Origin of the sequence: Puia sp. P3, assembly GCF_050632245.1 — a bacterium.
GTDB lineage: Bacteria > Bacteroidota > Bacteroidia > Chitinophagales > Chitinophagaceae > Puia.
Genome location: NZ_CP192583.1, coordinates 5,325,043 through 5,348,485, shown reverse-complemented (window position 1 = coordinate 5,348,485; position 23,443 = coordinate 5,325,043). Strand labels below are relative to the sequence as shown.

Annotated in this window: 34 protein-coding genes and 1 pseudogene; 28 read left to right on the top strand and 7 right to left on the bottom strand. The window is 56.1% G+C overall.

The features are described 5' to 3' along the window. Positions 1-320: 320 nt before the first annotated feature. Complete coding sequence (locus ACQ86N_RS33635) at positions 321-719, bottom strand: YciI family protein (RefSeq protein ID WP_431210862.1); 399 nt, start codon at positions 717-719, stop codon at positions 321-323. 409 nt (positions 720-1,128) lie between these two features. On the opposite strand from ACQ86N_RS33635, the gene ACQ86N_RS33630 reads away from it, so the two are divergent. From ACQ86N_RS33630 to ACQ86N_RS33610, 5 genes are all read left to right on the top strand, one after another. Further along, on the top strand, positions 1,129-1,326 hold the full coding sequence (locus ACQ86N_RS33630) for a hypothetical protein (protein WP_431210861.1): 198 nt from the start codon (positions 1,129-1,131) through the stop codon (positions 1,324-1,326). Positions 1,327-1,340: 14 nt separating this feature from the next. Continuing rightward, entirely contained in the window at positions 1,341-1,868 is a 528-nt protein-coding gene (locus ACQ86N_RS33625; protein ID WP_431210860.1) for a 3-keto-disaccharide hydrolase, read from the top strand. Positions 1,869-2,069: 201 nt separating this feature from the next. After that, a complete protein-coding gene (gene rpiA / locus ACQ86N_RS33620; protein ID WP_431210859.1) occupies positions 2,070-2,759 on the top strand; it encodes a ribose 5-phosphate isomerase A in 690 nt (229 codons plus the stop codon). Further along, positions 2,756-3,091, top strand: coding sequence for a hypothetical protein (locus ACQ86N_RS33615; protein WP_431210858.1), 336 nt, complete (start codon positions 2,756-2,758; stop codon positions 3,089-3,091). The genes rpiA and ACQ86N_RS33615 overlap by 4 nt, the downstream gene beginning before the upstream one ends. Beyond that, entirely contained in the window at positions 3,088-3,504 is a 417-nt protein-coding gene (locus ACQ86N_RS33610) for an SDR family NAD(P)-dependent oxidoreductase (protein WP_431210857.1), read from the top strand. Before ACQ86N_RS33615 ends, ACQ86N_RS33610 begins: the two co-directional genes overlap by 4 nt. Positions 3,505-3,551: 47 nt before the next feature. Here the strand turns inward: ACQ86N_RS33610 and ACQ86N_RS33605 are convergent, their stop codons facing one another. Further along, positions 3,552-4,784, bottom strand: a complete 1,233-nt coding sequence (locus tag ACQ86N_RS33605) for an MFS transporter (protein ID WP_431210856.1) — start codon at positions 4,782-4,784, stop codon at positions 3,552-3,554. 48 nt (positions 4,785-4,832) lie between these two features. Here ACQ86N_RS33605 and ACQ86N_RS33600 point away from each other — a divergent pair, with 48 nt between their 5' ends. Next, on the top strand, positions 4,833-5,267 hold the full coding sequence (locus tag ACQ86N_RS33600) for an FKBP-type peptidyl-prolyl cis-trans isomerase (protein WP_431210855.1): 435 nt from the start codon (positions 4,833-4,835) through the stop codon (positions 5,265-5,267). On the opposite strand, the gene ACQ86N_RS33595 is transcribed toward ACQ86N_RS33600, so the two are convergent. From ACQ86N_RS33595 to ACQ86N_RS33585, 3 genes are all read right to left on the bottom strand, one after another. Next, entirely contained in the window at positions 5,264-5,458 is a 195-nt protein-coding gene (locus ACQ86N_RS33595; protein ID WP_431210854.1) for a Dabb family protein, read from the bottom strand. The two genes, ACQ86N_RS33600 and ACQ86N_RS33595, sit on opposite strands and share 4 nt — an antisense overlap. Next, positions 5,443-5,604 carry a hypothetical protein gene (locus ACQ86N_RS33590; RefSeq protein ID WP_431210853.1) on the bottom strand — a complete coding sequence of 54 codons (162 nt, stop codon included), beginning with the start codon at positions 5,602-5,604 and terminating at the stop codon, positions 5,443-5,445. Before ACQ86N_RS33590 ends, ACQ86N_RS33595 begins: the two co-directional genes overlap by 16 nt. 358 nt (positions 5,605-5,962) lie before the next feature. Continuing rightward, positions 5,963-6,511, bottom strand: a complete 549-nt coding sequence (locus ACQ86N_RS33585; protein WP_431210852.1) for a hypothetical protein — start codon at positions 6,509-6,511, stop codon at positions 5,963-5,965. Positions 6,512-6,527: 16 nt separating this feature from the next. On the opposite strand from ACQ86N_RS33585, the gene ACQ86N_RS33580 reads away from it, so the two are divergent. Then, entirely contained in the window at positions 6,528-6,740 is a 213-nt protein-coding gene (locus tag ACQ86N_RS33580) for a hypothetical protein (RefSeq protein WP_431210851.1), read from the top strand. Between the two features lie 48 nt (positions 6,741-6,788). Here ACQ86N_RS33580 and ACQ86N_RS33575 read toward each other — a convergent pair whose 3' ends face one another. Then, the gene (locus ACQ86N_RS33575; RefSeq protein WP_431210850.1) at positions 6,789-8,156 is read right to left on the bottom strand and encodes a hypothetical protein; all 1,368 of its coding nucleotides are present in this window, start codon (positions 8,154-8,156) and stop codon (positions 6,789-6,791) included. Positions 8,157-8,192: 36 nt separating this feature from the next. Continuing rightward, the gene (locus ACQ86N_RS33570; RefSeq protein ID WP_431210849.1) at positions 8,193-8,834 is read right to left on the bottom strand and encodes a hypothetical protein; all 642 of its coding nucleotides are present in this window, start codon (positions 8,832-8,834) and stop codon (positions 8,193-8,195) included. Between the two features lie 97 nt (positions 8,835-8,931). On the opposite strand from ACQ86N_RS33570, the gene ACQ86N_RS33565 reads away from it, so the two are divergent. From ACQ86N_RS33565 to ACQ86N_RS33465, 21 genes and pseudogenes are all read left to right on the top strand, one after another. Then, positions 8,932-9,534: an MBL fold metallo-hydrolase gene (locus tag ACQ86N_RS33565; protein WP_431210848.1), complete on the top strand. Its 603-nt coding sequence runs from the start codon at positions 8,932-8,934 to the stop codon at positions 9,532-9,534. Positions 9,535-9,542: 8 nt separating this feature from the next. Next, on the top strand, positions 9,543-9,707 hold the full coding sequence (locus tag ACQ86N_RS33560) for a hypothetical protein (protein WP_431210847.1): 165 nt from the start codon (positions 9,543-9,545) through the stop codon (positions 9,705-9,707). A gap of 6 nt (positions 9,708-9,713) precedes the next feature. Beyond that, entirely contained in the window at positions 9,714-10,055 is a 342-nt protein-coding gene (locus ACQ86N_RS33555; RefSeq protein ID WP_431217700.1) for an MBL fold metallo-hydrolase, read from the top strand. A gap of 20 nt (positions 10,056-10,075) precedes the next feature. Further along, the gene (locus ACQ86N_RS33550) at positions 10,076-10,441 is read left to right on the top strand and encodes an FAD-binding oxidoreductase (RefSeq protein WP_431210846.1); all 366 of its coding nucleotides are present in this window, start codon (positions 10,076-10,078) and stop codon (positions 10,439-10,441) included. Further along, positions 10,363-10,746 carry a hypothetical protein gene (locus ACQ86N_RS33545; protein ID WP_431210845.1) on the top strand — a complete coding sequence of 128 codons (384 nt, stop codon included), beginning with the start codon at positions 10,363-10,365 and terminating at the stop codon, positions 10,744-10,746. The genes ACQ86N_RS33550 and ACQ86N_RS33545 overlap by 79 nt, the downstream gene beginning before the upstream one ends. A gap of 243 nt (positions 10,747-10,989) precedes the next feature. Next, positions 10,990-11,427, top strand: coding sequence for a MaoC family dehydratase (locus ACQ86N_RS33540; protein ID WP_431210844.1), 438 nt, complete (start codon positions 10,990-10,992; stop codon positions 11,425-11,427). After that, a complete protein-coding gene (locus ACQ86N_RS33535; protein ID WP_431210843.1) occupies positions 11,424-11,894 on the top strand; it encodes a hypothetical protein in 471 nt (156 codons plus the stop codon). The genes ACQ86N_RS33540 and ACQ86N_RS33535 overlap by 4 nt, the downstream gene beginning before the upstream one ends. A gap of 67 nt (positions 11,895-11,961) precedes the next feature. Next, a complete protein-coding gene (locus tag ACQ86N_RS33530) occupies positions 11,962-12,489 on the top strand; it encodes a hypothetical protein (protein WP_431210842.1) in 528 nt (175 codons plus the stop codon). Positions 12,490-12,574: 85 nt separating this feature from the next. Continuing rightward, the gene (locus tag ACQ86N_RS33525) at positions 12,575-13,285 is read left to right on the top strand and encodes a CaiB/BaiF CoA transferase family protein (RefSeq protein ID WP_431210841.1); all 711 of its coding nucleotides are present in this window, start codon (positions 12,575-12,577) and stop codon (positions 13,283-13,285) included. After that, positions 13,282-13,716: a CoA transferase gene (locus ACQ86N_RS33520; protein WP_431210840.1), complete on the top strand. Its 435-nt coding sequence runs from the start codon at positions 13,282-13,284 to the stop codon at positions 13,714-13,716. Before ACQ86N_RS33525 ends, ACQ86N_RS33520 begins: the two co-directional genes overlap by 4 nt. Before the next feature lie 9 nt (positions 13,717-13,725). Then, positions 13,726-14,865, top strand: a complete 1,140-nt coding sequence (locus ACQ86N_RS33515; protein ID WP_431210839.1) for a CaiB/BaiF CoA transferase family protein — start codon at positions 13,726-13,728, stop codon at positions 14,863-14,865. 147 nt (positions 14,866-15,012) lie between these two features. Beyond that, on the top strand, positions 15,013-15,189 hold the full coding sequence (locus ACQ86N_RS33510; RefSeq protein WP_431210838.1) for a hypothetical protein: 177 nt from the start codon (positions 15,013-15,015) through the stop codon (positions 15,187-15,189). After that, positions 15,165-15,668, top strand: a complete 504-nt coding sequence (locus tag ACQ86N_RS33505; protein WP_431210837.1) for an amidohydrolase family protein — start codon at positions 15,165-15,167, stop codon at positions 15,666-15,668. The genes ACQ86N_RS33510 and ACQ86N_RS33505 overlap by 25 nt, the downstream gene beginning before the upstream one ends. Beyond that, entirely contained in the window at positions 15,665-16,669 is a 1,005-nt protein-coding gene (locus ACQ86N_RS33500) for an L-rhamnose/proton symporter RhaT (RefSeq protein ID WP_431210836.1), read from the top strand. Before ACQ86N_RS33505 ends, ACQ86N_RS33500 begins: the two co-directional genes overlap by 4 nt. A 9-nt stretch (positions 16,670-16,678) precedes the next feature. Continuing rightward, the gene (locus ACQ86N_RS33495; RefSeq protein WP_431210835.1) at positions 16,679-16,987 is read left to right on the top strand and encodes a Gfo/Idh/MocA family oxidoreductase; all 309 of its coding nucleotides are present in this window, start codon (positions 16,679-16,681) and stop codon (positions 16,985-16,987) included. Beyond that, positions 16,951-17,739: a Gfo/Idh/MocA family protein gene (locus tag ACQ86N_RS33490; RefSeq protein WP_431210834.1), complete on the top strand. Its 789-nt coding sequence runs from the start codon at positions 16,951-16,953 to the stop codon at positions 17,737-17,739. The genes ACQ86N_RS33495 and ACQ86N_RS33490 overlap by 37 nt, the downstream gene beginning before the upstream one ends. Positions 17,740-17,792: 53 nt before the next feature. Next, positions 17,793-20,105 carry an alpha-d-galacturonidase gene (locus ACQ86N_RS33485; protein ID WP_431210833.1) on the top strand — a complete coding sequence of 771 codons (2,313 nt, stop codon included), beginning with the start codon at positions 17,793-17,795 and terminating at the stop codon, positions 20,103-20,105. Next, positions 20,065-20,328 carry a hypothetical protein gene (locus ACQ86N_RS33480; protein ID WP_431210832.1) on the top strand — a complete coding sequence of 88 codons (264 nt, stop codon included), beginning with the start codon at positions 20,065-20,067 and terminating at the stop codon, positions 20,326-20,328. The genes ACQ86N_RS33485 and ACQ86N_RS33480 overlap by 41 nt, the downstream gene beginning before the upstream one ends. A gap of 6 nt (positions 20,329-20,334) precedes the next feature. Further along, positions 20,335-22,801 (top strand): annotated as a pseudogene (locus ACQ86N_RS33475) (glycosyl hydrolase family 95 catalytic domain-containing protein); the annotation flags it as partial. A gap of 60 nt (positions 22,802-22,861) precedes the next feature. After that, entirely contained in the window at positions 22,862-23,119 is a 258-nt protein-coding gene (locus ACQ86N_RS33470) for a glycoside hydrolase family 95-like protein (protein WP_431217699.1), read from the top strand. Position 23,120: 1 nt separating this feature from the next. Next, positions 23,121-23,375, top strand: a complete 255-nt coding sequence (locus ACQ86N_RS33465) for a hypothetical protein (protein WP_431210831.1) — start codon at positions 23,121-23,123, stop codon at positions 23,373-23,375. Positions 23,376-23,443: the final 68 nt, after the last annotated feature.

Below are 23,443 nucleotides of genomic sequence, written 5' to 3'. Positions count from 1 at the left end.
GCTGGGTGTCGGCATTCTCGGGAGAGACGTCGTAGAACAGGGGCGATTCCGAGGACGATCGAGTTGCCGCCGTATATTCCGGATGCGGGTGAGGTCATCCACAGGAACATTTGCTGGGACCACTGGTAGAAGTCGCAGTTGTCGCTGGAAGGGAAGAGAACGCTGTTGGCAGGCTGTACGGCGCCGTTAGTATCGGGTCGGCCGTTGACGAACCACTGGTTGAAGGCTTGTAGCGAGATGGTGCAGGATGCCAGTGGGTCGGGTGGTAGGGTTGTGCGGCCAGGTAGATGTACTTATTGGCCGGCGTTGGGAGGCGCGGATTATTGGCCGGAGGGGTATTCGTAGTTGGTTGATGCTTCTTTTGTCTTGATGGGGCGGACTTCGACCTTCGCGCCTTTTACGAACGCGAATTCGGGGTTGGCTTTTGCGATGGTGATGGCTTCGGTGATGTCGTTTGCGAGGATGTGGTAGTAGCCGACGAGAATTTCGGTGGTTTCGTTCCAGGGGTTTTCGGTGAATGAGTCAGGGGTGGCGGGGGTTTTGGTGGCGGAGATCATTGTCCCTTCGCGGACGAGGGGCTGTGCGTTTTTCAGCTGGCCTTTTTTCTTCAGGTCTTCTATGTAGATCCTGCAGGCGTTGAGGAACTGTTGCTGCTGTTCGGCGGACATGTCGGCTTTTGCGTCGCCTTCGTTGCGGATGATCAGCATGAACTCTTTCATTTTGGGGTGAATTTGTGGTGAGTGAAAGATGTATCTATATAAAATTACAAAAAGTCCCGTGCGTTGCCGGGGCTGCCTTTGTTGCCATTGGTGCCTACAGGGCCGCCGGTGTATAGTCAGGTGCGGAGGTAGCCTGGATCTGGATGGGGAAGGCGCCCCTGATGCGCTCGCGGTCAGCGGGATCCAGGGGTGCGCTGGCGTAGATGAATTCGTTGACGCGGCGAACGGTGCCCGAGGCGGTATGGTCGGTTGCCGGGTCGGAGAGAAGAGTCCGGGGGAACTAACTGGGGATTTTTGGTATATTAGGGTATAATCTTTGACTATGGTACGATTTATTTGTTTTTGCCTGGTGGTGGGGGTGACAGGTTTGGTGGCTGCCCGTGGGAAGGGCGATTGTGCTTTTGGGAAAATGGCTGCCCGTGGGAAGGGCGATTTTACCTCGTGGGCCGCGGGGAGAGACTGGACCTCTTTGTTCAATGGGAAGAACCTGAAAGGCTGGGATAGTTATTTGAAAATGCCGATAGGCTTGAATCAGGATCCACATCATGTTTTTACGGTGGTGAAGGACGGGGACGAGAATGTGATCCGGATCTCGGGGAGGATGTAGGGGCGATCACGACGGTGAAGGAGTATTCCGATTATCATCTTCAGCTGTTGTTTCGCTGGGGCTCGCAGAGTTGGGGAAGTAAGAAGGGGAAGAAAAAGGACAGCGGGTTGTTGTATCATTCAGTGGGTCCTTATGGAGCGGACTATGGAGCGTGGATGCGCAGCCAGGAGTTTCAGATACAGGAGGGGGACTGCGGTGATTACTGGGGTTGTGCGGGAGGGATTGCGGCGATCCCCGCGGTGAAGATGAATGACACTGATTATGTGTATGATCCGGCGGGGGCAATGTTCACTTTTCGGGCGGATGCGAAGATCGGGAGGCATTGTATCAAAAAAGGAAATGCGGAGAAGCCCACGGGGGAGTGGAACCAGCTGGATCTTTATTGTCATGGGGATACGAGTGTGCATGTGGTAAATGGGGTAGTGATGATGGTGTTGTATAATAATGCGCAGGTGGACGGCGGGAATGTTCAGCCGCTGACGAAGGGGAGGATACAGTTGCAGTCGGAGGGGCAGAAGTATTTTATAAACAAATTAAGATAAGGGGGATCGGGGCGATACCTGCGGATGTGTTGAAATAGGTCATGGGTTTGGGTCGCCGGCTGATGGAGACCGCGGTGGAAGCGCCGGGGGAGAGGAGGAACTGCCGGCCGCGGTAGTGAAACCTGAAAAAGAGGAATCGGTGAATGGGCGGTTTGTGGCGTTGGACGAGGTAAATCGGTATCTTACCGCCAAATTATAAGCATGTCTGATCTTAAGATGCAAGCTGCCAAAGCGGCGCTAAAGCTGATAGAGCCGGGGATGACGGTGGGATTGGGAGCGGGGACGACGATGGCTCATATGGTCAATTTATTGAAAGGGGAGCCGGGGCTATATGGGTCAGTGAAGCTGGTGACGTCGTCGTTTACGACGCGGCGGCTATTGCTTGCTGAGGGTTTTACCGTGGTGGAGGCGGGGTGGCTTTCCGGGCTCGATATCTATTTCGACGGTTGCGATCAGTTCGACTGGAGGCTGACGGCGCTGAAGAGCGGGGGCGGGGTTTTTGTTTCGGAGAAGGTGCTGGCGGCGATGGCGGGTTCGTTTGTGCTGGTAGGAGATATATCGAAGAAAGCGGACCGGTTGGACGGCAAATTCCCGCTGGTAGTGGAAGTATTGCCGGAGGCGCTGGAGTATGTGTCATCCTGTATGAAGAAATTCTTTAATCCTGCGAAGTCGGAGTTGCGGATGGGTGCGCCAGGGAAGGATGGTACGGTTGTAACGGAGCGGGGAAATTTTTTGATCGACAACTGGTTTGGCGTGTTTCCCGAGCCGGCCATGCTGAACGACCGGGTGAGGGCTATTCCGGGGGTAGTGGAGCATTCCTTATTTTTTAACATGGCGCACAGGGCGGTGATTGCCGGCCCCGGTGGTGTCGAAATTCTGGGTAAGCCATGAAGACAGTGCTCGTGCTTGGCGCCAATTCGGATGTGGCGAAGGAGGCGATCGTGTTGTATGTGAAAAAGGGATATCGGGTGATTGCCGCTTCGCGGAGTGTGGGGGAGTTGTCGAAGTTTGTGGAGGCCCGGGGGTTGAATGGTTTGACCGGGGCGGCCGCCGTGAGGGATTCGCCCGGTGTGAGCGTGGAGTATTTCGACGCTGTGGATTTTGGGAGTCACCGGGCTTTTTATGAAGGGTTGGGTGAGAAGCCGAATATCGTCGTGTATGCGGCGGGGTTTCAGGTGACGAATGAGGAGGCGCTGGTTTCCTGGGAGGGAGTTACCGGATGATGAATGTGCTGTATGCGGGGGCTGTGTCGATACTCAATATTATCGCGATGGACGCCGGAAATAGGGGGCTCGAGCGGATAGTTGGGCTTTCGTCGTTGTCGGGTGTGCGTGGACGCAAGAGTAATTTTATTTATGGAAGCACAAAGGCGGCGTTCACGACCTATCTTGCGGGATTGCGTCAGTATCTTTTTACGAGGGGAGTAGTGGTGAATGCGATCGTGTCGGGGTATATAAGAAGCAAGTTGACGGCGGGGCTGGATTTGCCCGGAAGTCTGCTGATGGAGCCGGCGTATGTAGCCCGGTTTGTGGTGGAGGCGCCGCGGAGGTTTGTGGTGGTGCCGGGGTGGAAATGGAAGATCATTTATGGAATATTGAAGGTGTTGCCGGAGGGGTTGGTGGCGAAGTTGCCTTAGGGGGTGAGCCGGTGGTCGGTTAGTGGATGGGGTGATTGGTGGCCGGGTCAGTGTGCCGGTGGGCTGGTGATGGTCGATCTGGTGGTGGCGGTGAGTTTGCCGGAGCGTTTGCCGATGATTAGGACGAGGAGGGCGGCGAAGGAGGAGATGGCCATGATGGCGATCATGGGGTTGGCGGTGCCGTTGCTGAAGGCGCCGATGCCAAAGGAGGCGATTGCGCCGATACCCAGTTGGAGGGCGCCAAGGAGGGCGGATGCGCTGCCGGCGTTTTTGGAGAAGGGGGCGAGGGAGAGGGCGGCGGCATTGGGGTTGGTGAAGCCGAGGCAGCCGAGAAAGAGGAAGATGAACAAGATGGTGTGGGACAGGCCATACCAGCCGGCGATATTGCCGGCGAGGAAGACTGCTGCGACGAGGACCTGGCCGAAGAGTGCGACCCAGATGATCTGCTGGCTGCTGTATCTTTTCAGCAGGAGGCTGTTGAACTGGCTGAGGCCGATGAAGGCGACGGAGAGGAAGGCGAAGATCCAGCCGTAGGTCTTTTTGTCGACGTGGAAGATATCCATGAAGACGATGGGGGAACCGGATACGTAGGCGAAGAGGCCGGCGAAGGCGAGGGATTCGACCAGCACGAAGACGATGAACTGGGGTTCGCGGAGGACGGATATAAAATTCTTGACGATGGGGCGTGGCTTGAGGGAAAAATTTTTGTCGGCGCCGTAGCTTTCGGGCAGGACAAAGATGGTCAGGGCAGTGATGACGGCGCCGAGGATGGCGAGGACGAGGAAGATGGAGCGCCAGCCAAAGCTGACTACGATGTAGCCGCTGCCGGCTGTAGGGGCGATCATGGGGGATGCGCCGAGGACGAGCAGCAAAAGGGAAAAGACTTTGGCACTTTCTTTTGGTCCGAAGAGGTCACGGACCATGGCCATGGCGGCGACCGCGGCGGCGCGCTGCCGACGGCCTGTATGAAACGCAGGATGATGAGGGTATGGATATCGCGGGCCTGCATGCAGATGATGGTGGCTATGATATAGAGTGTGAGGCCGGCGTAGAGGGGCCGTTTGCGACCGTAGCGGTCGAGGAGGGGGCCGTAGAGCAGCTGTCCCAGGGAGATGCCGATGAAATAGCTGGAGAGCGAGAGGGGCGACGGTAGCGACGGATGTGTTGAGGCTGTGGGCGATATCCCCGAAGCCAGGGAGGTACATGTCGATCGAGAACGGGCCGAGGGCGGTGAGTAAGCCGAGGACGAGAATATAGGTGATATATGTCTTTTTGGTCATTTGGGCGGTGAAATTACGATGTTTTATCTTTGCATAAAACCAATAACAATGAGTCTGGCGGATAAGTTATTCAACATGAAAAATGAAAAGGCCGCCGCCAATCTGAAGGCGGGGCAGGATTTTATGGAAACGAATAAGGCTAAGCCCGGGGTAGTTGCGCTGCCGAGCGGCTTGCAGTATGAGGTCATTACGGAGGGCAGCGGGGTCAAGCCGTTGGCCAAAAACAATGTGACGTGCCATTATCACGGCACGCTGATCGACGGGACTGTGTTCGACAGCAGTGTTCGCCGCGGACAGCCGGCTACGTTCCCTTTGAGTGCGGTGATCAAGGGTTGGACCGAAGGACTGCAGTTGATGCCCACCGGTAGCAAATGGCGTTTCTTTATCCCGCCGCATCTGGGATATGGCGACAGGCAGGTAGGCGGCCAGATCGGGCCCAACAGCACGCTGATATTCGAAGTGGAGTTACTCGGAGTAAGCTAGGCTTCCACGACGTCGTAGACGACTACTTTTTCCCAGAGGTGGCTGTAGTTTTTAATGAATTCCAGGTGGATGGGGTGCGTCTGATAGGTGGCCTGTCCCTGGAGGTCGTCGAAGAACATTAGTTCGGACACGGCCCAGCTGTTGTCTACGACGTCTCTTTTTTCTGTACTGGCGACTACGCCGACGTGCAATTCTTTACCGTAGGTATATTTTTGAGGGTCTTTACGCCTTCGATCAGTCGGTCACGGTCTTCTTTCGAGGCAGGGTTCTTTAGCCAGAAGAAGACGTGGTGGACGATGGGGGGACGTTGTTGGCTGTTGTTATTTTGGGTGGTCATATTTGGCTGGTGATTCGGATGATTAAAGCTATTGGCTGGCGGCTGCCGAGCCGTGCGGCGAGGGCGGCGACTGTGCCGAGGAATTTTCTGCGATTGGATGATTGCATGGACTTGATTTTCCAGGGTTAAAGATAGGGGAGAATTTTAATCCTTATCAGGGGAAAATATAAATTTGCCTCAATCGTTTTAGTAATTGGTTTACAGTATGTTGTGGTTTGGCATCGCGCTTGTTTTATATACTTGTCGCGATGGACGGAAGGGGCCCGCAGTCCGGTGTGATCACCGGTGGCAGGGCGAGTCTGAATGTTCGTGGGCCCGCTGTCGGGACGATGGTGCTACGCGTTCAGCCGGAGGCGGGTCAGTGGCGTTCTTTTACGATCTGCAAGATGCGTGGGACGCCGTCGCGGTAAAAGTCGTGGAGGCCGTCGGTGGCGAAGGTGCCTTTTAGTCTTTGGACGGAAGGGGAGGAGATCTGCCAGCCGAGTGGCAGCACGGGTTCGTAGAGTCGTCCGTCGTTGTATTCAATACAGCAGCCGGTGATCCATACTTCGACGTATGCCGCATGAAGACCTTCGATGGAGGGATTGGAGGAATAGCGCATCTGCAGCGCGCGGTCGGCCTCGACTGCGTTGCCGGAGATCCCGCTGTTGATGATGCCGACGAGGGGACTGATGGGTTCCCACCGATTCGAAACGAGTTTGCGGGGGTCGCGGACGAAGTTGGGGTTATTGGTAATAGAGACAAAGTAGAAGCGCAATTTTTTCATCAGGCTATCCATCTCCGAGCCCGGGTTTGTCCTTGCTTCGAGTTCAATTTCTTTACTAAGACGAAGAAAGACGTCTTCCGATGTGGAGGCGCCGGAGTTGTCTTTTCCGCCTCCGTCCATGAAGTGGTAGCCTGGTCCCATCTTACCGGAGGGGCTGATGAAGGGGAAGCGGGCGCTGAGGAAGGCGCCGGTCATCAGCGATATCGTCTGTGCGGGTCTGTCGCCGTGGTGTGCGTTGAGTGAGTCGAGTCTTGTGCGGATAAATATGGCGCCGGGGAAGTCCGCGCGGCTGAGGGTGACGGGGGCGCAGATGCCTTTTTGTCCGTCGTCGACGTTGAGGGTGTTGGAGAAAAGGAGGGGTACTTCGTAACGGGCCGGGTTAGCCGAGCTGGTGTCCCATATCGCGTCGAAGGGGTGTTCAGGTCGACCTGCAGCGATTTTTTCCGAATCCTTCCCATATATTGGCCTGTACTGCCGCGCGGTCGCGCCAGGTATGCTGTCCCGTTATTGAGGCCCAGATGTCCCTGCCAAACATGGCGCCGAGGGTAGGTGTGAGGAAGTCGTGACTATAGAAGTCCGTGAAGCGGTCCAGCGAATAGGCGGCGCTGTCGAGGTGGCGGGCGCGCCATGCGCACTGAACAGCTGAGCCGACGGTGCCTCCCGAGGCGCCGGAGAACGAGAAGGTATAGTGCTCAAAGCCCTTTTTCTGCTGCGCGATGAGGACCGAGTCCAGATATGTTACCACCAGATTCGTAAACGTCGCGGCTTTTATGCCGCCGCCGTAGCTGTTGACGAGGAATATCGGGTAGGTCGTGGATGAGTTGATCTCGTCTTTGCGGTGGAGCAGCCATTGTCTGAAATAGTCGGGCAGCTGGACGGCGGCCGTGTTGGCGGTGGCCGGTCTGTCCATCGTCCTTACCGAGTGGTATTCGTTGTCGACGGTGACGGAGACGATAGTGGCCGTGGCGATGAAGAACAGGACGAAGTTTGTTTTTCGCAGGCGACTGAATCGGATGAGCATGGTGAGAACGAGGATATACAGGATTATCCCGGACAGCAGGACGGGAAGACTGAGGTAGTTGCAGTCCAGTGAGAGGATAGTCTGGGGATATACGTTGAAAAGGATAAAGGCGATGGCGAGTAGTGTCGAGAGGCCGATGATGGGCGCTCCGATATGGCTGCCGACGAGGCCCTCTTTAAAGATGCAGGTCCTGACGCTGACGAATACCAAAAGGCGAAGGCGAGAAAAACGAGGTGCCAGAAAAGATAGATGAGCGACTGGGGTGTATTGCTGGATTGCTGGATAACGGAGAGGCGGATGATGGTGGGTATCCCGAAGCTCAGCAGGAAGAGGGTGAGGAAGGCGAGGTTCCTGCTTTTTATTTCCGAGCCGCTGTTGCAGCCGGAGGTACAGTGATTCGACGATGTTGTGTTTGATGAGGGTGAAAAAGATACCGAGCAGGCCGACAAGCCACAGCAGGGCCGGGAAGAAGTCCATCCAGGAGGGGATGCGGATCACCTGAAGGGCGTTGAGGATGGCGACTGCGGGGACGATGATGGTGGCGACGCCGAGGAATCGGGAGGCTTTCTTTTCCTGTCGTTCTTCGTCGGCGGCTGAGATGGGCAGCTCTTTCAAAGGGAAGACGGGGCGGAGCGCTTTGTTTTCGAAAAATAGTTTGGCCAGCCACCAGTTGAGGAAGGCGGCGACGGTGACCACGGTCATGAACAGCAGCACGCCCTGGTCGGAGGAGTTGATATTGATGAGGAGGTCCTGTCCCTGGTCCATGACCCAGATGGGGAGTGCAAAGAAGGCCGAGGCCGATCAGGAGGACGCGGTAGCGGAACAGCTGGAAGGTCTTGGATGCAATATAGTCGGAGAGGACGAGCAGGCCGTTGTCCCTGATGATGAGTGTGAGCGGAATATAGAGGAAGAGTAGTCCGCCGAGGATGATGAATTTGCCCAGGCTGCGATATGGGTGATGAAGGCGGTGGTGCCGGAAGCTCTCGGCTCGTGGTTGATGCCGTCGTTGATAAAGCTCAGAAGGCCGATGTTCTCGAGGCAGTCGAGAAAGGCGGCGAGCAGGAGCAGGCCGATGAGGAGGCGGGTGGACCAGTGTCCGCCCTTTTGTATGCGGGACTGGAGGGTGGTGATGATGACGAAGCCCAGTAGGGTATAGATGAAGATAAAGCCAAAGTCGACGAAGACGTCGAATCGGGCCTTGTGCAGGCGCTGGATGGGGCGGGGGTGTGGCTGGCAGAGTGTTATGGTGGTGCGGTCGAGCGTGTCGCTTTTCGAGGACTGGACGATGGCGGTATCGGCGGTATAGGTGGAGCCCAGCTCGAGGGAGATGATCCCGTTGGGGGTGGTGTCGTTCTGCAGGTAAGATTTATCCTTAAGTTTGATAAATAAGACAATAAGAGCCGCTACCAGCAAGGGCCAGAACAGGAGATGGAAGTTACGCATGCGTGAATATGGGGAGTTTTTCGGATTTAAGCAATACTACTTTCAGGGAAGTTTGGAGCCGTCTAAACCAAATTGTCAAACGATTGTTGCTGACGGCATGGCATTATTTCCAGTTTTTGGCAGGAATCCCAGCGGAGCGAGGCTTGAGCGTGTTCTTGCTTCCCCTAACTACCGGGATGGTGTTTTTCAGAATTTGGAGCCCACGACGATTGGGGTAGAGGGTGCTCCGATCTATAAAGTATTGTGGGATGTGATGCGGAAGCCGGCCAATACCAGACCGGCAAGGCCGGTGCCGTCGGTTCAGACTGATCTGAAGGCGTTGCCGGATGATCGGGTGTCGATCGTGTGGTTTGGGCATTCGTCTTATTTACTGAAGGTATATAAGAGGACGATATTGGTGGATCCGGTGTTCAGCGATCATGCGGCGCCGTTCGCGGGTTTTGCGAAGGCGTTTGCAGGGACGGGGGTATATGGTGTGGATGCGCTTCCCGATGCGATCGACGTCCTGTTGCTGACGCACGATCATTTTGACCATTTGGATTACAGGACGGTTTTGAAGTTGAAGGATCGGGTAGGACATATCGTTACTTCGCTGGGTGTGGGGAGTCATCTGGAGTCCTGGGGGTTTGATATGGGGAAGGTGACGGAGCTGGACTGGTGGGAGCGGTGGAGTGGGTTTGTGAGCCCGGAAGGGGAGTGAGCCCGGAAATGGGGGTGAAACCGGAAGGGGAAATGCCGGTGGACGTCGCGGGGCGTGGCGGCGGGCAGGATTTTTCGCTGGTGGCGACGCCGGCGCGGCATTTTTCGGGGAGGAGTTTGAAGAGGTATCAGACTTTGTGGTCTTCTGTTTGTGCTGAAGATGGGCGGGCATGATTTTTTCTGGGTGGGGATTCGGGGTATGGGGAACATTTTAAAGAGATCGGGCGGAGGTACGGGCCTTTTGATATAGCTCTCCTGGAGTGTGGGCAGTATGGGAAGTACTGGCCGAAGATACATATGTTCCCGGAGCAGGTGGTGCAGGCGGCGGGCGATCTGGGGGCGAAGAAGCTGATGCCGGTGCACTGGGGGAAGTTTTCGCTGGCGCTGCATCCGTGGAATGAGTCGGTGAAACGGGTGGTGGCGGAGGCGGCCAGGATGCAGCGAGCATATTACGACGCCGATGATCGGGCAGCCGGTGGTGCTGGAACATTTTTATCCGAATTCGGACTGGTGGGATTTTGAGTAATTAAATCTTACAGCATATGGAACAGGAATATGTAGTGCGACTGCTGGAGACGAAGCAGGTGACGCATAATGTAAAGAGATTCCGGATGGAGAAGCCGGAGGGTTATAGTTTTCATCCGGGGCAGGCTACGGATGTGTGCGTGAATAGGCCGGGCTGGCAGAATGAGCGGAGGCCGTTCACTTTTACCTGTCTGACGGATGATCCATATCTCGAGTTTACGATCAAACGATATCCGGATCATCATGGGGTGACCGATCTGCTGCACCAGCTGGAGCCTGGTGATGAATTGTTGCTGCACGACGTTTGGGGCGCGATCGAGTACAAGGGGCCGGGTTTTTTATTGCCGGTGGCGCGGGGATCACTCCCTTTCTGGCGATACTGAGGGATCTGCGCCGGAAGGGCGGGGCGGCGGGGAACACGCTTTATTTTTCCAACCGTACGGCCGCGGATGTGATCCTTGAGGACGAGCTGCGGGAGATATTGGGGGATGGAGCGCATTTTGTCCTAAGCAGGGAAGAAAAGAAGGGGTATGATCATGGGCGGATCGACGGGGAGTTTTTGAAGAGGAGGGTTAGTGATTTTAAGCAGCCTTTTTATATCTGCGGGCCGGACGAGATGGTGAAGGGGGTGGCTGATCTGCTGGCGGGGATGGGGGCGAATGCGGAGGGGTTGATTTTCGAGAAATAGGGTTACTTTCTCCGCCGCGGCCACTGGAACTTCGTTGGAGCTGCTTCGTCATGCTCCTCCTCGTTCATTCCCTTCGGGAACCTAGCCGGGTTTGTTTGTCTGCGTCACTTCGTGACGCGAACCTCCCTCCGGTCGGTTCAGTAAGATATGCCATCAAAAAAGTAAAAGGTGACATTGCCCACCGGAGGGGCTGCCTGTAACTTGAGCTTTCAAAGCAACGATTATTTGCTAAACTGAAAGCTGGTGAAGAAGTATTTTGAAGAATTTGAGCCGGAGCAGAGCCGGCAGACGATGGGTCGTACGATCACAGAAACGGACATCGTCATTCACGCCGGTCAGACCGGCGATTTTTTCCCGCATCATATGGACGAGGAGTGGTGTAAGACGCAGCCTTTTCAGAAGAGGATGGCGCATGGCACTCTTATATTCAGCATAGCTGTAGGATTGACCGCCGGAGAGATCAATGAGGTGGCGATGACCTATGGCTATGAGCGGCTGCGTTTTGTCCGGCCGGTATTTATCGGGGATACGATCAGGGTGGATGTGAAGATCAAGAGTAAGGCAGATCATAAGAAGCCGGGGTTTGGGCTGGTCGTAGAACTGGTAGAGACTTATAATCAGCACCGGGAAGTTGTGCTGGTGTGCGAGCATATACTGTTGGTGCAAAAACGAGAGCTATGAGAGAACTGAAGGGGATCACCTGGGGGCATAGCCGGGGCTATACGCCGCTGGCTGCCTCGGCGCAGCGGTGGTCGGAGCTGTTCCCTGACGTGGTCATCCGGTGGGACAAACGAACATTACAGCAGTTCGCGGACTATCCCATCGAAAAGCTAACCGAAGAATACGACCTGCTGATCATCGACCATCCCTGGGTGGGAAGGGCGGCTACGTTGAATTGTGTGTTGCCGCTGGACGCCCATTTGCCGGAAGCCTATTTGAAGGAGCAGGGGGAGGGGTCAGTCGGCTATTCCCATCACAGCTATAATTACGGGGGACACCAGTGGGCTCTGGCTATCGATGCGGCTGCGCCGGTGGCCAGTTGCCGGGCCGATCTGTTACAGTCGGCGGGACTGCGGGTTCCCGAGACCTGGAGGAGGTGTTGCATATTGCGGGGCGGGGCAAGCTGGCCGTGCCCGCCATTCCGATAGACCTGCTGATGAATTTCTATATGTTCTGTATCGCGCACGGTACCCGGCCTTTTCAGCAGGAGGGGAAGTGGTGGACGGGGCTACGGCGAAGGCGGCACTGGAAACGATGCGGGAGCTGTATTCGCTGGTCGACGAAAAATTTTTCAAGGCCAATCCGATTGCGGTGGCTGAGTATATGACGAGTACCGACGACTATTGGTACTGTCCGTTCGCCTATGGTTATTCCAACTATTCGAGGGATGGGTATGCCCGCCGGCGTTTAGTCTATGCGGACCTGGTGCGGATGGGCAAGGGGCGTCTGCGGAGTACGATCGGCGGGACGGGGCTGGCGGTGTCGGCATTCAGCCGCTATCCGGATGAGGCGCTGGCTTTTGCGGAGTGGGTGGTCTCGCCGGAGGTGCAGTCGACCTTTTATATGGAGCACGGGGGCAGCCCGGGCACCGGCTGGCGTGGACCAATGACAGGTGCAACCGGCTTACGCATAATTATTTTTATACCCTTCTGCCCGCGATGGAGAGGGGTTATATGCGGCCGCGGTATGATGGCTATCTGTACTTTCAGGATCATGCCGGGGACCCTTTGCAGGAATATATGATGGGCAAGATTGGCGCCGACCGCGCGATCGGGAAAATGAACGAGCTCTACCGGGCAAGCAAAAACAGTCCAATAAACCTATTTGTATGAATCAGCTACCTCTGAATGGAATCACCGTACTGGAATTCAGCCAGTATCTATCGGGACCTTCCGCGGGTCTGCGGCTTGCGGATCTGGGGGCCCGGGTCATCAAGATCGAGCGTCCTGGCGTAGGAGATGCCTGCCGGCGGCTTTCGATAAAGAATCTTTGGGTCGACGGGGACTCTTTGCTTTTTCACACGATCAATAGAAATAAGGAAAGTTTTGCGGCCGATATGAAGTCGGCGGAAGACAGGGCGGTCATCCGGAAGCTGATCGGCCGGGCGGATGTAGTGACCCATAATTTCCGGCCAGGTGTGATGGAAGGTTTTGAAATGGGGTATGCCGATGTGGCGGCCATCAATGCTGGGATAGTATATGGTGCAATCAGCGGTTATGGGAAGGAGGGACCGTGGAAGGATCTGCCGGGGCAGGACTTGTTGCTGCAGTCGATGAGCGGGCTGGCGTATATGACTGGGAATGAGAAGGACAACCCTATGCCATTCGGGCTTTCTATTGCCGACAGCCTTTGCGGCGCCCAGCTGGTACAGGGTATATTAGCCGCGCTGGTGAGGCGGCAGAAGACGGGAAAGGGTGCGCTGGTGGAGATCAGCATGATGGAATCGCTGCTGGATTTTCAGTTCGAATTTCTGACCACCTACCATAGCAGCGGGCAGCGCCGAGGCGCAGCCGGTTCAGCAACGGGAATCCTCTGTTGAGCGCTCCCTATGGCATCTATTCGACGGCGGACGGGTATATCGCGATTGCGATGGTGAATATTCCACAGCTGGCGCGGGCCATCGATTCGGCGGAGCTGGCGGCCTATGACCAGGGGCAGGCTTTCAGTCACAGGGATGAGATCAAGCAGCTGTTGTCGCAGCATCTGGTCAGTAAGCCGTCGGCGTGGTGGCTCGAGCGACTGCATGCGGAGGATATGTGGGCGATGGAGGTGCTGGACTGGAAGCGGCTGACGTCGCAGGAGGGATACCGGGTGCTGGAGATGGAGCAGGCGGTGACGACCGAAAGGGGTAAGAGTCTGCTGACTACGAGATGTCCGATACGGATCGACGGAGAGCGGTTGTTCTCGGAGAAAGCCGCGCCGAGATTGGGGGAAGACAATGAAAAGATAGTGATGGAACTTTTAAAATAAGCTGGGAAGATGAATCTATTGCAGGATATAATTGTGGTTGATTTCAGTCAATTCCTGTCGGGGCCTTCTGCGGGTCTTCGCCTGGCGGACATGGGTGCGCGGGTAATCAAGATCGAGAAGCCTGGGACGGGGGATATCTGCCGGCAGCTGTATGTTTCGGATACCCGTATCGAGGGTGAGTCGACCATTTTTCATGCGATCAACCGTAACAAGGAGAGCTATGCGGCCGACCTGAAGAACCCCGATGATCTGGAAAAGGTGAAGAAGCTGATCCGGAAGGCGGATGTGGTGCTGCATAATTTCCGGCCGGGGGTAATGGAGCGGATCGGACTGGACTATGGGGTTGTGAAGGAATTGAATCCGAAGATAGTCTACGGCGAGGTGAGCGGCTATGGCGGGGAGGGACCGTGGAAGGACCTGCCGGGGCAGGACCTGCTGGTTCAGGCCTTGTCGGGGCTGACCTGGCTGAGCAATAACAGGGATGAGCGTCCCACGCCGATGGGCGCTTCGGTGGTCGATATTCTGGCCGGGACCTATCTTACGCAGGGCATACTGGCTGCATTATACAAACGTGGGGTAGACGGTCAGTCCGTGCTTGTGCAGGTGAGCATGATGGAGGCCATTCTCGATTTCCAGTTCGAGGTGCTAACCTGCCATTTCAACGACGGGAGGCAGTTGCCGGTGCGGAGCCAGCTGAGTAATGGCAATGCCTATATCCCGGCTCCCTATGGTATTTATAAGACCCGGGAGGGCTACCTGTCGCTGGCCATGGGGGATATCCCTAAATTGGCTGTGCTGCTGGACTGTGGGCCGCTGGCCAGTTATGTCGACAAGGCGGAGTGGTTCGACCGGAGGGACGAGATCAAGGAAGTGCTGGCGGGGCATCTCCTCGGGCGGAGTGCGGACGAGTGGCTGGCTGTTCTGCAGCCGGCGGATGTATGGTGCGCCAAGGTGATGGATTATAAGGACTTGCTGGAGCAGGTGGGATATAAGGTGCTGGGAATGGAGCTGAAGGTCAAGACGAGCAACGGGCTTTCGCTGAAGACGACGCGTTGTCCGATACGCGTGGATGGAGGGGTCGCCGTCCCGGATAAGGGGCACCGCTGCTGGGGGAGCATAATGCTCTTATTGACGAGCAGTTCGGATTAGGTATTTTTGAGTCATGAAACTGATCGACGCACATATTCATGTCTGGGATCTGGAAAAGGTGGAATACTCCTGGTTAGAGGGGATAAGAGTATATTAAACAGGACGTATGAGTTGGGTGAATTGGAGGGCGTTCGCAGGAAGGCAGGGGTGACAGAAGGGGTACTGGTGCAGGCGGCGAATAACAGGGAGGATACGGAATGGATGTTGAAGGTTGCCGGCTCTGCCGACTGGATAACCGGTGTAGTGGGGTGGGTACCGCTGATGGAGCCTTCGGAGACAGGGCGGATATTGTCAGAGGAGTGGGATGGGAAGTTGAAGGGGTGAGGCATCTGATCCATAATGAGGCCGATCCGAAATGGCTGCTGCAGGGGCCGGTGCTGGAGAGTCTGGGGTTGCTGGCGGAACGGGATATACCCTATGATGTGGTAGGGGTCGTGCCGGAGCATTTGAGGACGGCCCTGGAAGTGGCTTACAGGGTTCCGGGACTGAGGATGGTGCTGGATCATTTGAATCAGCCGCCGGTGGAGATCGCCGGCAGTGAGTGGGAGGGTTTGATGAAGGAGGCGGTGGAGAACAAGAATATTTATGTGAAGATATCGGGACTGGGAAGGCTGGAAGATGTGGAGCCCTGTATCGGGTGGGTGCTGGAGCAGTTCGGAGAGGACCGGTGTTTTTGCGGCGGAGACTGGCCGGTGTGTTTGCTGACGGGCCGTTATGAGGAGATTTGGAATCGATACCGGCACGTTGTCGGGGAAAACGACAGGCTGTTGTATGAAAATGCGAAACGATTTTATGCAATATGAATATCATTATTGGGTTGGGTTTGCTGATCATGGGCGGGCTTTCCGCCGGCAGTAGCTATGTCCCGATGAAGGGGGTCAAGGGCTGGGCCTGGGAAAGTCTCTGGGCCGTGCAGGGGATCGTAGCGTGGGTGCTGCTGCCGTTGTTGCTCGCTTTACTGGCCACGCCTCATTTGTGGGAGGTGCTGCATTCTGTCTCTTTTTCTACGTTATCCTCTACCTGGGTGCTGGGTTTTTTATGGGGTCTTGGCGGGCTTGCCTGGGGCATGGCTGTGCGTTATATCGGGCTGGCGCTGGGATTTTCCATTGCGACGGGTTTTCTTTCTTCTCTTGGGACGCTGGTCCCCATTATCATTGCGGGGCGATTGCGGGAGATGGTGTCGACCGTTCCGGGGCGGGTCACGCTGGTCAGCGTGGGCATCAGCCTGCTGGGTATCGTTATTTGCGGAAGGGCGGGGATGATGAGGGACAGGGAGGCGGGCTCCGCCAGGGAGGGGAATTTTATGAAAGGAATAGTTATCGCGCTGGTCGCCGGTGTGCTGGCGGCGTGCTTTGCGTTTGGGATAGCGGCTGGCGAGCCGATCAAGCAGGCGGCTATCGCCGCCGGTGCGACGCCTATGTGGGCGACTTCGCCGGTATTTTTTGTGGAGCTGCTGGGTGGTGTTACAATTAATTTATTGTATTGTCTGGTGATGAATCAACGGAACAGAAGTTTTGGGGATTATAAACTAGTCGGCGGAAATTATTTGTATTCTGCTCTTGTGGGGACGCTCTGGTATGCGCAGTTCATATTTTATGGTCTGGCTGCGTTTTTTATGGGGCCGTATAGTTATGCGAACTGGTCGATACATATGTCTTTTATGGTGGTGGCCAGCAATCTCTGGGGATATTATTACAAGGAATGGAAGGGCGCTTCGGCGGCAACGGTGCGGTGGAATAACGTGGGGATCGGGGTTTTGGTCGTTGCCGGTATACTGATGGGGCTTGCCGGATATTTATTATAAACGAGAATTATGATCATCGAGACAAATAGTCCTTTGCCCAGGCATCCCCGGCCGATCATTCTGATCGGTGCGGGTGGGATTGTCAACGATGCGCATCTGCCGGCGTATAAGATCGCCGGTTTTTGGGTGACGGGCATTTATGATATCGACAGGGAGCGGGCGCTGCGGACGGCGGAGCGTTTCGATATACCGCTGGTCTATTACAGTCCGGAGGATATGCTGACGCGCAGTCCGCGTTCGGTCGTTTTTGACGTGGCTGTTCCCGGGGGCGGCTGCTGCCTGTGCTGCGTCTGTTGCCGGATGGCGCGCATGTGCTGATGCAGAAGCCGATGGGGGAGGACCTTGCGATGGCGAGGGAGATACTGGAGCTGACGCGCGAGAAGAAAATGACGGCTGCTGTCAATTTTCAGCTGCGGTATGCGCCTTTTATCAATGCCGCCCGGCATATCATCGACCAGGGGCTGATCGGGGATCTGTGCGATATCGAGATCAACGTTAATGTGTATACGCCGTGGAATCTATGGAAATTCCTGTATTCCCTGCCTCGGGTCGAGATACTGTATCACAGTATTCACTATATCGATCTTGTCCGCAGCTTCCTCGGTGATCCGGAGAGTGTCTATGCGCGGACGATAAAGCATCCGTCCACGGCGGAGCTGGCGTCGGTGCGGACCAGCATGATCATGGATTACGGGATGGAGAAGCGGGCGAATATACTGACGAATCACAACCACGATTTCGGGCTGCTCCAGCAGCAGTCCTATGTGAAGTTCGAGGGGACGAAGGGGGCGATAAAGCTGACGCTGGGGGTGCTGAAGAACTATCCGCAGGGCGTGGCCGACAGTTTCGAATACGTGATCGTGGAGAAGGGGAAGGCGCCGGTGTGGAAGACGCTGGATGTCAGCGGGGGATGGTTCCCGCATGCCTTTATCGGGTCGATGTCGCAGGTGATGCTGGCTGCGGAGGGGAGTATCGCGCGGCCGGATAATTCGGTCGAGGATGCGATCAGGACGATGGCGTGCGTGGAGGCTGCGTATATATCGAGCGAGAGGGGAGGGGTGAGGCCATGAGGAAGATAGTTTTTTTGTTACTCCCAGTTGTTTGTTGGGGACAGTCGCCCAGAGTGGAATATGGCAAGGAGCGGTTGAGGGAGGTGCTGAAGCTGTATGGGCGGGGTAGGTTTGAGGTGAGTATCAAGCCTGATACGGTGAAAGAGGGGTATTCCATTGTTGAGAAGAATGGTGTGGCGCATATTGTTGGTTCGGATGCCAGCGGGGCGCTTTATGGGTGTCTGGAACTGGCGGAGCGGGTCGCGAGGTCGGGATGGCCGGCCGGGCTGCGGTTTTCCGACCGGCCGGGAATGGTGCTGAGGGGCGCCTGTATCGGGGTGCAGAAGCCGACGCTACTGCCGGGGAGGGGGCCTTACGAATATCCATATACGCCGCAGAATTTTCCGTGGTTCTATGACAGGGCGTTGTGGACGAAGTATCTCGATTCGATGGCGGAGAACCGGATGAATACGCTGTATCTGTGGAACGGCCATCCGTTCGCTTCGTTGGTGAAGCTGAAGGAATATCCTTATGCGGTGGAGGTGGATGACGAGACCTTTAAGAAGAATGAGGAGATGTACCGGTGGCTGACGACCGAAGCGGACAGGAGGGGGATCTGGGTCATCCAGTTGTTCTATAATATTATCGTATCGAAGCCTTTTGCGGAGAAGAACGGTTTGAAGACGCAGGACAGGAACCGGCATATTATACCGGTGATTGCGGACTATACGAGGAAGTCGATAGCTGCTTTTGTTGAGAAATACCCTAATGTGGGGCTGATGTTCACGCTGGGCGAGGCGATGGAGGGGGTGGGCCAGGACGATATCGACTGGCTAACGAAGACTATTATTCCAGGAATAAAAGACGGGCTGAGGGCGCTGGGGCGGACTGACGAGCCGCCGGTGGTGTTAAGGGCGCATGATACGGATGGTCCGGCGGATATGAAGGCGGCGCTGCCGTTGTATAAGAATCTTTACGTCGAGGCGAAGTTCAACGGGGAGGCGCTGACGACCTATACGCCGCATGGTGCATGGGCCGATCTGCACCGGCAGTTGAGTCATATCAGTAAGGGTTTGATCGAGAATGTGCATATTATGGCGAATCTGGAGCCGTTTCGGTATGGTTCTGCCGATTTTATACAACGAAGTGTGCAGGCGATGCATGGTGTTTACGGCGCAAATAGTTTGCACCTATATCCTCAGGCTTCTTACTGGGACTGGCCATATTCGGCGGACAGTGTTGCCGGAGGCGGTCGATTACTGGAGATGGAGAGGGACTGGATATGGTATAAGGCCTGGGCTCGGTATGCGTGGAATTGTAACAGGGACAGGGCTTCCGAGGAGAAATACTGGAGCGGGCTGCTGGCGGGTAAGTTCGGGTGTGATCCGGCGGGTGGCGCTTCGATATTGTCGGCGTATGAGCAGTCGGGTGAGATAGCGCCGAAGCTGTTGCGGCGGTATGGGATCACGGATGGCAACCGGCAGACGCTGACGCTGGGAATGCTGATGACACAGCTGATCGATCCGGAAAGGTATGGGTTGTTTAGTCTGTTGTATGAGTCGGAGGGTCCTCCGGGGGAGATGCTGAGCCAGTATGCGGAGCGCGAGTGGAAGGGGCTGGCGCATCAGGGGGAGACGCCGGTGGAGGTTGCCGGGGAGGTTCGTGAGGAGGGGCGGCTCGCGGTGGAGGCGATCGATAAGGTGGTAGCTCGTCGGGACACCGCCGAGTTTGGGCGGGTCAGGAACGATATGTATTGTTATAAGGCGCTGGCGGACTGTTATGCGGCGAAAGCCGAGGCGGCGCTGGCGGTGTTGCGTTATAAGTATTCGAATGACCGTCGGGATCTGGAGAAGGCGCTGGGGCTGCTGGAGGAGAGTCTGGCTGCGTTCAGGGAGTTGGGGCGGCGGGCCGGGCCGGCGTACCGGTATGCGAACAGCATGCAGACGCCGCAGCGGAAGATACCGGTGAGGGGTGCGAACGGGAGGTTTATCCGGTGGGATGAGTTGTTGCCGGTGTATGAGAAAGAGGTGAAGCAATTTAGGGCGCATCTGGCGTCATTTGGGAGTGCCGGGGGAAATGTGGTGGAGGCTTACCGGCCGGCGGAGGTGGTGAAGGTGGAGGGTGTGGCGGACGTGGTGAAGGGGGATTTTGTCGTGGACAGTGCGGCTATGCCGTATAGTGATAGTGGGTTGGTTGTAAGGAAGGTGGCGGGGCCGTTGAAGGGTTTGAAGGGGATCAGGGAGTCTGTAGTTGGTCAGCGGGCGCGGGGGACGGTAGTGGAGTTTGAATGCAGTGAGCCGATGGATCTGCTGATCGGGTTTTTTAACAAAAAAGGGATCGGAGTATTTGCAGCCGCCGCAGCTGGAGACGGATGCGACCGCGAATGATTTTGGGCAGGCGGAGCCGCGGATCGCCAATGCGGTGGTGGTGGATGGGATGCCGTCGGTGAATGTACATGCGTGGTCTTTCAAGGCGGGTAAGCATCGGCTTGAATTGGGGAACGGGCTCTGTCTGGTGCTGGGTTTTGCGCGGCCGATGAATCAGGTAAGGACTTATGACGCCGGGTTGAATGAACCCGGGAAAAAAGACTTAGATTGGTTGTTCGAATAATTAGCCATGAAGAAAATATTTTATACTGTTGTTATCCTGGGTTTGGGGTTGAATGGCCTGGCCCAGGATAGTTTGCTTTGGTACCGGCAGTCTGCGAGGAAATGGACGGAGGCGTTGCCGATCGGGAATGGACGGCTTGGTGCGATGGTTTATGGGGGTGTCGGTGAGGAGCATCTGCAATTTAATGAGTCTACGTTGTGGACAGGAAGGCCGCGGGCTTTTGCACGTCCGGATGCGTATCAGTATCTGGGGCCGATCAGGCAGTTGCTGGCGGAGGGCAAGCAGGCGGATGCGGAGAAGATGGCGGAGGCGCATTTTATGGGGTTGAAGGACCCGGATGTGAAGGAGTATGCCGTGGCTAAGACGGCGTGGCTGGCGAAGGTTCGCCAGGATGCGGCCTGGGCGGCGCCGGGGTTGAATGACGGGGATTGGGGTGTCATGGAGATACCGACGCCGGATGGATGGGAGGCTGCGGGGTTGCAGGGGCTGGATGGCGCGGTGTGGTTCAGGGTGAGCTTCGATATGCCGGATGGATGGGATGGTAGGGATGCGGTGATGGATCTGGGGCGGATCAGGGATATGGATTTTTGTTATGTGAATGGGGTACTGGTTGGATCGGATGAGGGTATCAGTAAGAAAAGAACCTATCCGGTGAAGGGATCGGTGCTGAAGCCGAAGGGGAATGTGCTGGCGATACAGGTGGTCAATTTTGACGATAAGGGAGGGTTGATCGGATATAAAGGGAATGAGAAGATGAGTGTCGGGGGGACGGTGCTGCCGGTGAGGTGGAAGTATAAGATACAGAATATGGATGCGCCGTTGCTGCCGAAGTATGAGGCGGACTATCAGCCGTTCGGGGATCTGTATTTTCGGTTCCCGGATAGTAGTGGCGTGACGGATTATCGGAGGGATCTGGATATTTCTTCGGCTGTGGCTTCGGTATCTTATGTTGTTGGTGGTGTGAAGTATAAAAGGGAATATTTTGCGAGTGAGCCGGGGCAGGTGATGGTGTCGCGGCTGACGGCGGATAAGGCGGGGAGTGTGAATGTGGAGGCCATGATGGGAGCGGAGCACAGGGGAGCGGTGGTTCGGAAGATCGATGAGTGTACGGTGGCGTTGTCGGTGAAGGTGAGGAATGGCGTATTGAAGGGGGAGAGCTGGCTGCGGGTGCGGGCGGTAGGAGGGAAAGTGGTAGTGACGAATGATAAGATTGTGGTGAAGGGGGCGGATGAGGTCGTGTTTTATCTGGCGGCGGCGACGAGTTTTGTCAATTATCATGATGTGACGGGTGATCCGGCGGCGAGGTGCAGGGAGGTGTTGGGGAAGGCGGGGGATTGGAGAACGATGCTGGCGGCGCATGAGAAAGAGTATCGGGGATATTATGACCGGTTCTCGGTGGATTTTGGGGGAGGTCCGGGTTCTGCCTTGCCGACGGATGAGCGGATCGTGCGTTACAGTCCGGAGGGTGATCCGGGGTTGCTGGCTTTGTATATGCAGTATGCGCGGTATCTGCTGATCAGTTGTTCGCGGCCGTCTTCGCCGATGCCGGCGAATCTGCAGGGGATGTGGAACCCGCTGCTGTCACCGCCCTGGGGCAGCAAGTATACGACGAATATCAATCTGGAAATGAATTACTGGCCGGTGGATGTTCTGAATCTGTCGGATTGTGCGGAGCCATTGTGGAGGCTGTTGCGTGATCTGTCGGTGACGGGGCAGCAAACGGCCGAGCGAAATTATAAGGCGTCGGGTTGGGTGCTGCATCACAATACTGATCTCTGGAGGGGTACGGCGCCGATCAACGCGTCGAACCATGGGATCTGGGTGACGGGCGGGGCCTGGCTTTGTCATAATATCTGGGACCATTATTGTTATACGAGGGATCTGGATTTTTTGAAGGCGTATTATCCGGTGATGAAGGGGGCGGCGTCCTTTTTTGTCGATTTTATGGTTAAGGATGGGAAGACCGGCAGGTTGATCAGCACGCCGTCGAATTCTCCCGAGCATGGGGGCTGGTGGCCGGGCCGACGATGGATCATCAGATCATTCGTGATCTTTATAAGAACTGTATCAGCGCGTCGGGCATTCTGAGGCTGTATCCGGAATTTTCCGATCTGTTAAAGCAAAAGTATGCGCAGATCGCGCCGGACAAGATTGGGCGGTATGGACAGTTGCAGGAGTGGATGGAAGACAAGGATGATACGGCGGATACGCACCGGCATATTTCGCATTTGTGGGGTGTATATCCTGGGACGGATATTACGTGGAAGGACCAGGCGATGATGAAGGCGGCGAGGCAGTCGCTGATCTACAGGGGTGATGATGGTACGGGCTGGTCGCTGGCCTGGAAGGTGAATTGCTGGGCCAGGTTCAGGGAGGGGATCATGCACTGCGGCTGGTGGACAAGCTGCTGTCGGATGCGTCGGGGACGCAGGGTGGCGAGAAGGGTGGTGTTTATCCGAATCTGTTCGATGCGCATCCGCCCTTCCAGATCGACGGGAATTTTGGCGGTGCGGCGGGTATCAGCGAGTTGTTGGTGCAGAGTCAGGATAGTGTGGTCGAGCTGTTGCCGGCTCTGCCTTCGTTGCTGGCCAGTGGCTCGGTGAAGGGTATTTGCGCGAGGGGTGGGTTTGTGCTGGATATGCGCTGGTCGGGAGGCGTTCTGCAGCGGGTGGATGTGTTGTCCAGGGCGGGTGGTACCGGAGTATTTAAATATGGAGACAAGGTGATTACCGTGAAGACCGGTAAGGGTAGGCGCTATCGATTCGACGGACAACTGAAAGCTATATTATGAGGTGGGGGTTATTGCTGGTGTTTTTGTGGGTGTCCGGTGTGCGGGCTCAGCAGTTGAGGAAGGATATTCTGATCGATGGGGGTGGAGGACGTCGATGGATTCGGCGAAATGGAAGGTAGTGGATGTGCCGCACAACTGGGATGACTATGGAGGATACAGGAGGCTGAGGCATGGAAATCTGCATGGGGTGGCGTGGTATCAACGGGAATTGCGGATGGGGGTGGTGGAGCCGGGGAAGCGGTATTTTCTTTTTTGAGGGAGTGGGGTCGTATGCGACGGTGTGGGTTAATGGGCGTCGGGTGGGTTATCATGCAGGGGGAGGAC

Excerpts from the sequence above, each read along its gene's own strand:
- ACQ86N_RS33635 (WP_431210862.1), bottom strand. The coding sequence starts at position 719 with ATGAAAGAGTTCATGCTGATCATCCGCAACGAAGGCGACGCAAAAGCC.
- ACQ86N_RS33630 (WP_431210861.1), top strand. The coding sequence starts at position 1,129 with ATGGCTGCCCGTGGGAAGGGCGATTTTACCTCGTGGGCCGCGGGGAGA.
- rpiA (WP_431210859.1), top strand. The coding sequence starts at position 2,070 with ATGTCTGATCTTAAGATGCAAGCTGCCAAAGCGGCGCTAAAGCTGATA.
- ACQ86N_RS33615 (WP_431210858.1), top strand. The coding sequence starts at position 2,756 with ATGAAGACAGTGCTCGTGCTTGGCGCCAATTCGGATGTGGCGAAGGAG.
- ACQ86N_RS33610 (WP_431210857.1), top strand. The coding sequence starts at position 3,088 with ATGATGAATGTGCTGTATGCGGGGGCTGTGTCGATACTCAATATTATC.
- ACQ86N_RS33605 (WP_431210856.1), bottom strand. The coding sequence starts at position 4,784 with ATGACCAAAAAGACATATATCACCTATATTCTCGTCCTCGGCTTACTC.
- ACQ86N_RS33600 (WP_431210855.1), top strand. The coding sequence starts at position 4,833 with ATGAGTCTGGCGGATAAGTTATTCAACATGAAAAATGAAAAGGCCGCC.
- ACQ86N_RS33590 (WP_431210853.1), bottom strand. The coding sequence starts at position 5,604 with ATGACCACCCAAAATAACAACAGCCAACAACGTCCCCCCATCGTCCAC.
- ACQ86N_RS33585 (WP_431210852.1), bottom strand. The coding sequence starts at position 6,511 with ATGGGACCAGGCTACCACTTCATGGACGGAGGCGGAAAAGACAACTCC.
- ACQ86N_RS33580 (WP_431210851.1), top strand. The coding sequence starts at position 6,528 with ATGAAGGGGAAGCGGGCGCTGAGGAAGGCGCCGGTCATCAGCGATATC.
- ACQ86N_RS33575 (WP_431210850.1), bottom strand. The coding sequence starts at position 8,156 with ATGGACCAGGGACAGGACCTCCTCATCAATATCAACTCCTCCGACCAG.
- ACQ86N_RS33570 (WP_431210849.1), bottom strand. The coding sequence starts at position 8,834 with ATGCGTAACTTCCATCTCCTGTTCTGGCCCTTGCTGGTAGCGGCTCTT.
- ACQ86N_RS33565 (WP_431210848.1), top strand. The coding sequence starts at position 8,932 with ATGGCATTATTTCCAGTTTTTGGCAGGAATCCCAGCGGAGCGAGGCTT.
- ACQ86N_RS33560 (WP_431210847.1), top strand. The coding sequence starts at position 9,543 with ATGGGGGTGAAACCGGAAGGGGAAATGCCGGTGGACGTCGCGGGGCGT.
- ACQ86N_RS33550 (WP_431210846.1), top strand. The coding sequence starts at position 10,076 with ATGGAACAGGAATATGTAGTGCGACTGCTGGAGACGAAGCAGGTGACG.
- ACQ86N_RS33535 (WP_431210843.1), top strand. The coding sequence starts at position 11,424 with ATGAGAGAACTGAAGGGGATCACCTGGGGGCATAGCCGGGGCTATACG.
- ACQ86N_RS33525 (WP_431210841.1), top strand. The coding sequence starts at position 12,575 with ATGAATCAGCTACCTCTGAATGGAATCACCGTACTGGAATTCAGCCAG.
- ACQ86N_RS33515 (WP_431210839.1), top strand. The coding sequence starts at position 13,726 with ATGAATCTATTGCAGGATATAATTGTGGTTGATTTCAGTCAATTCCTG.
- ACQ86N_RS33500 (WP_431210836.1), top strand. The coding sequence starts at position 15,665 with ATGAATATCATTATTGGGTTGGGTTTGCTGATCATGGGCGGGCTTTCC.
- ACQ86N_RS33495 (WP_431210835.1), top strand. The coding sequence starts at position 16,679 with ATGATCATCGAGACAAATAGTCCTTTGCCCAGGCATCCCCGGCCGATC.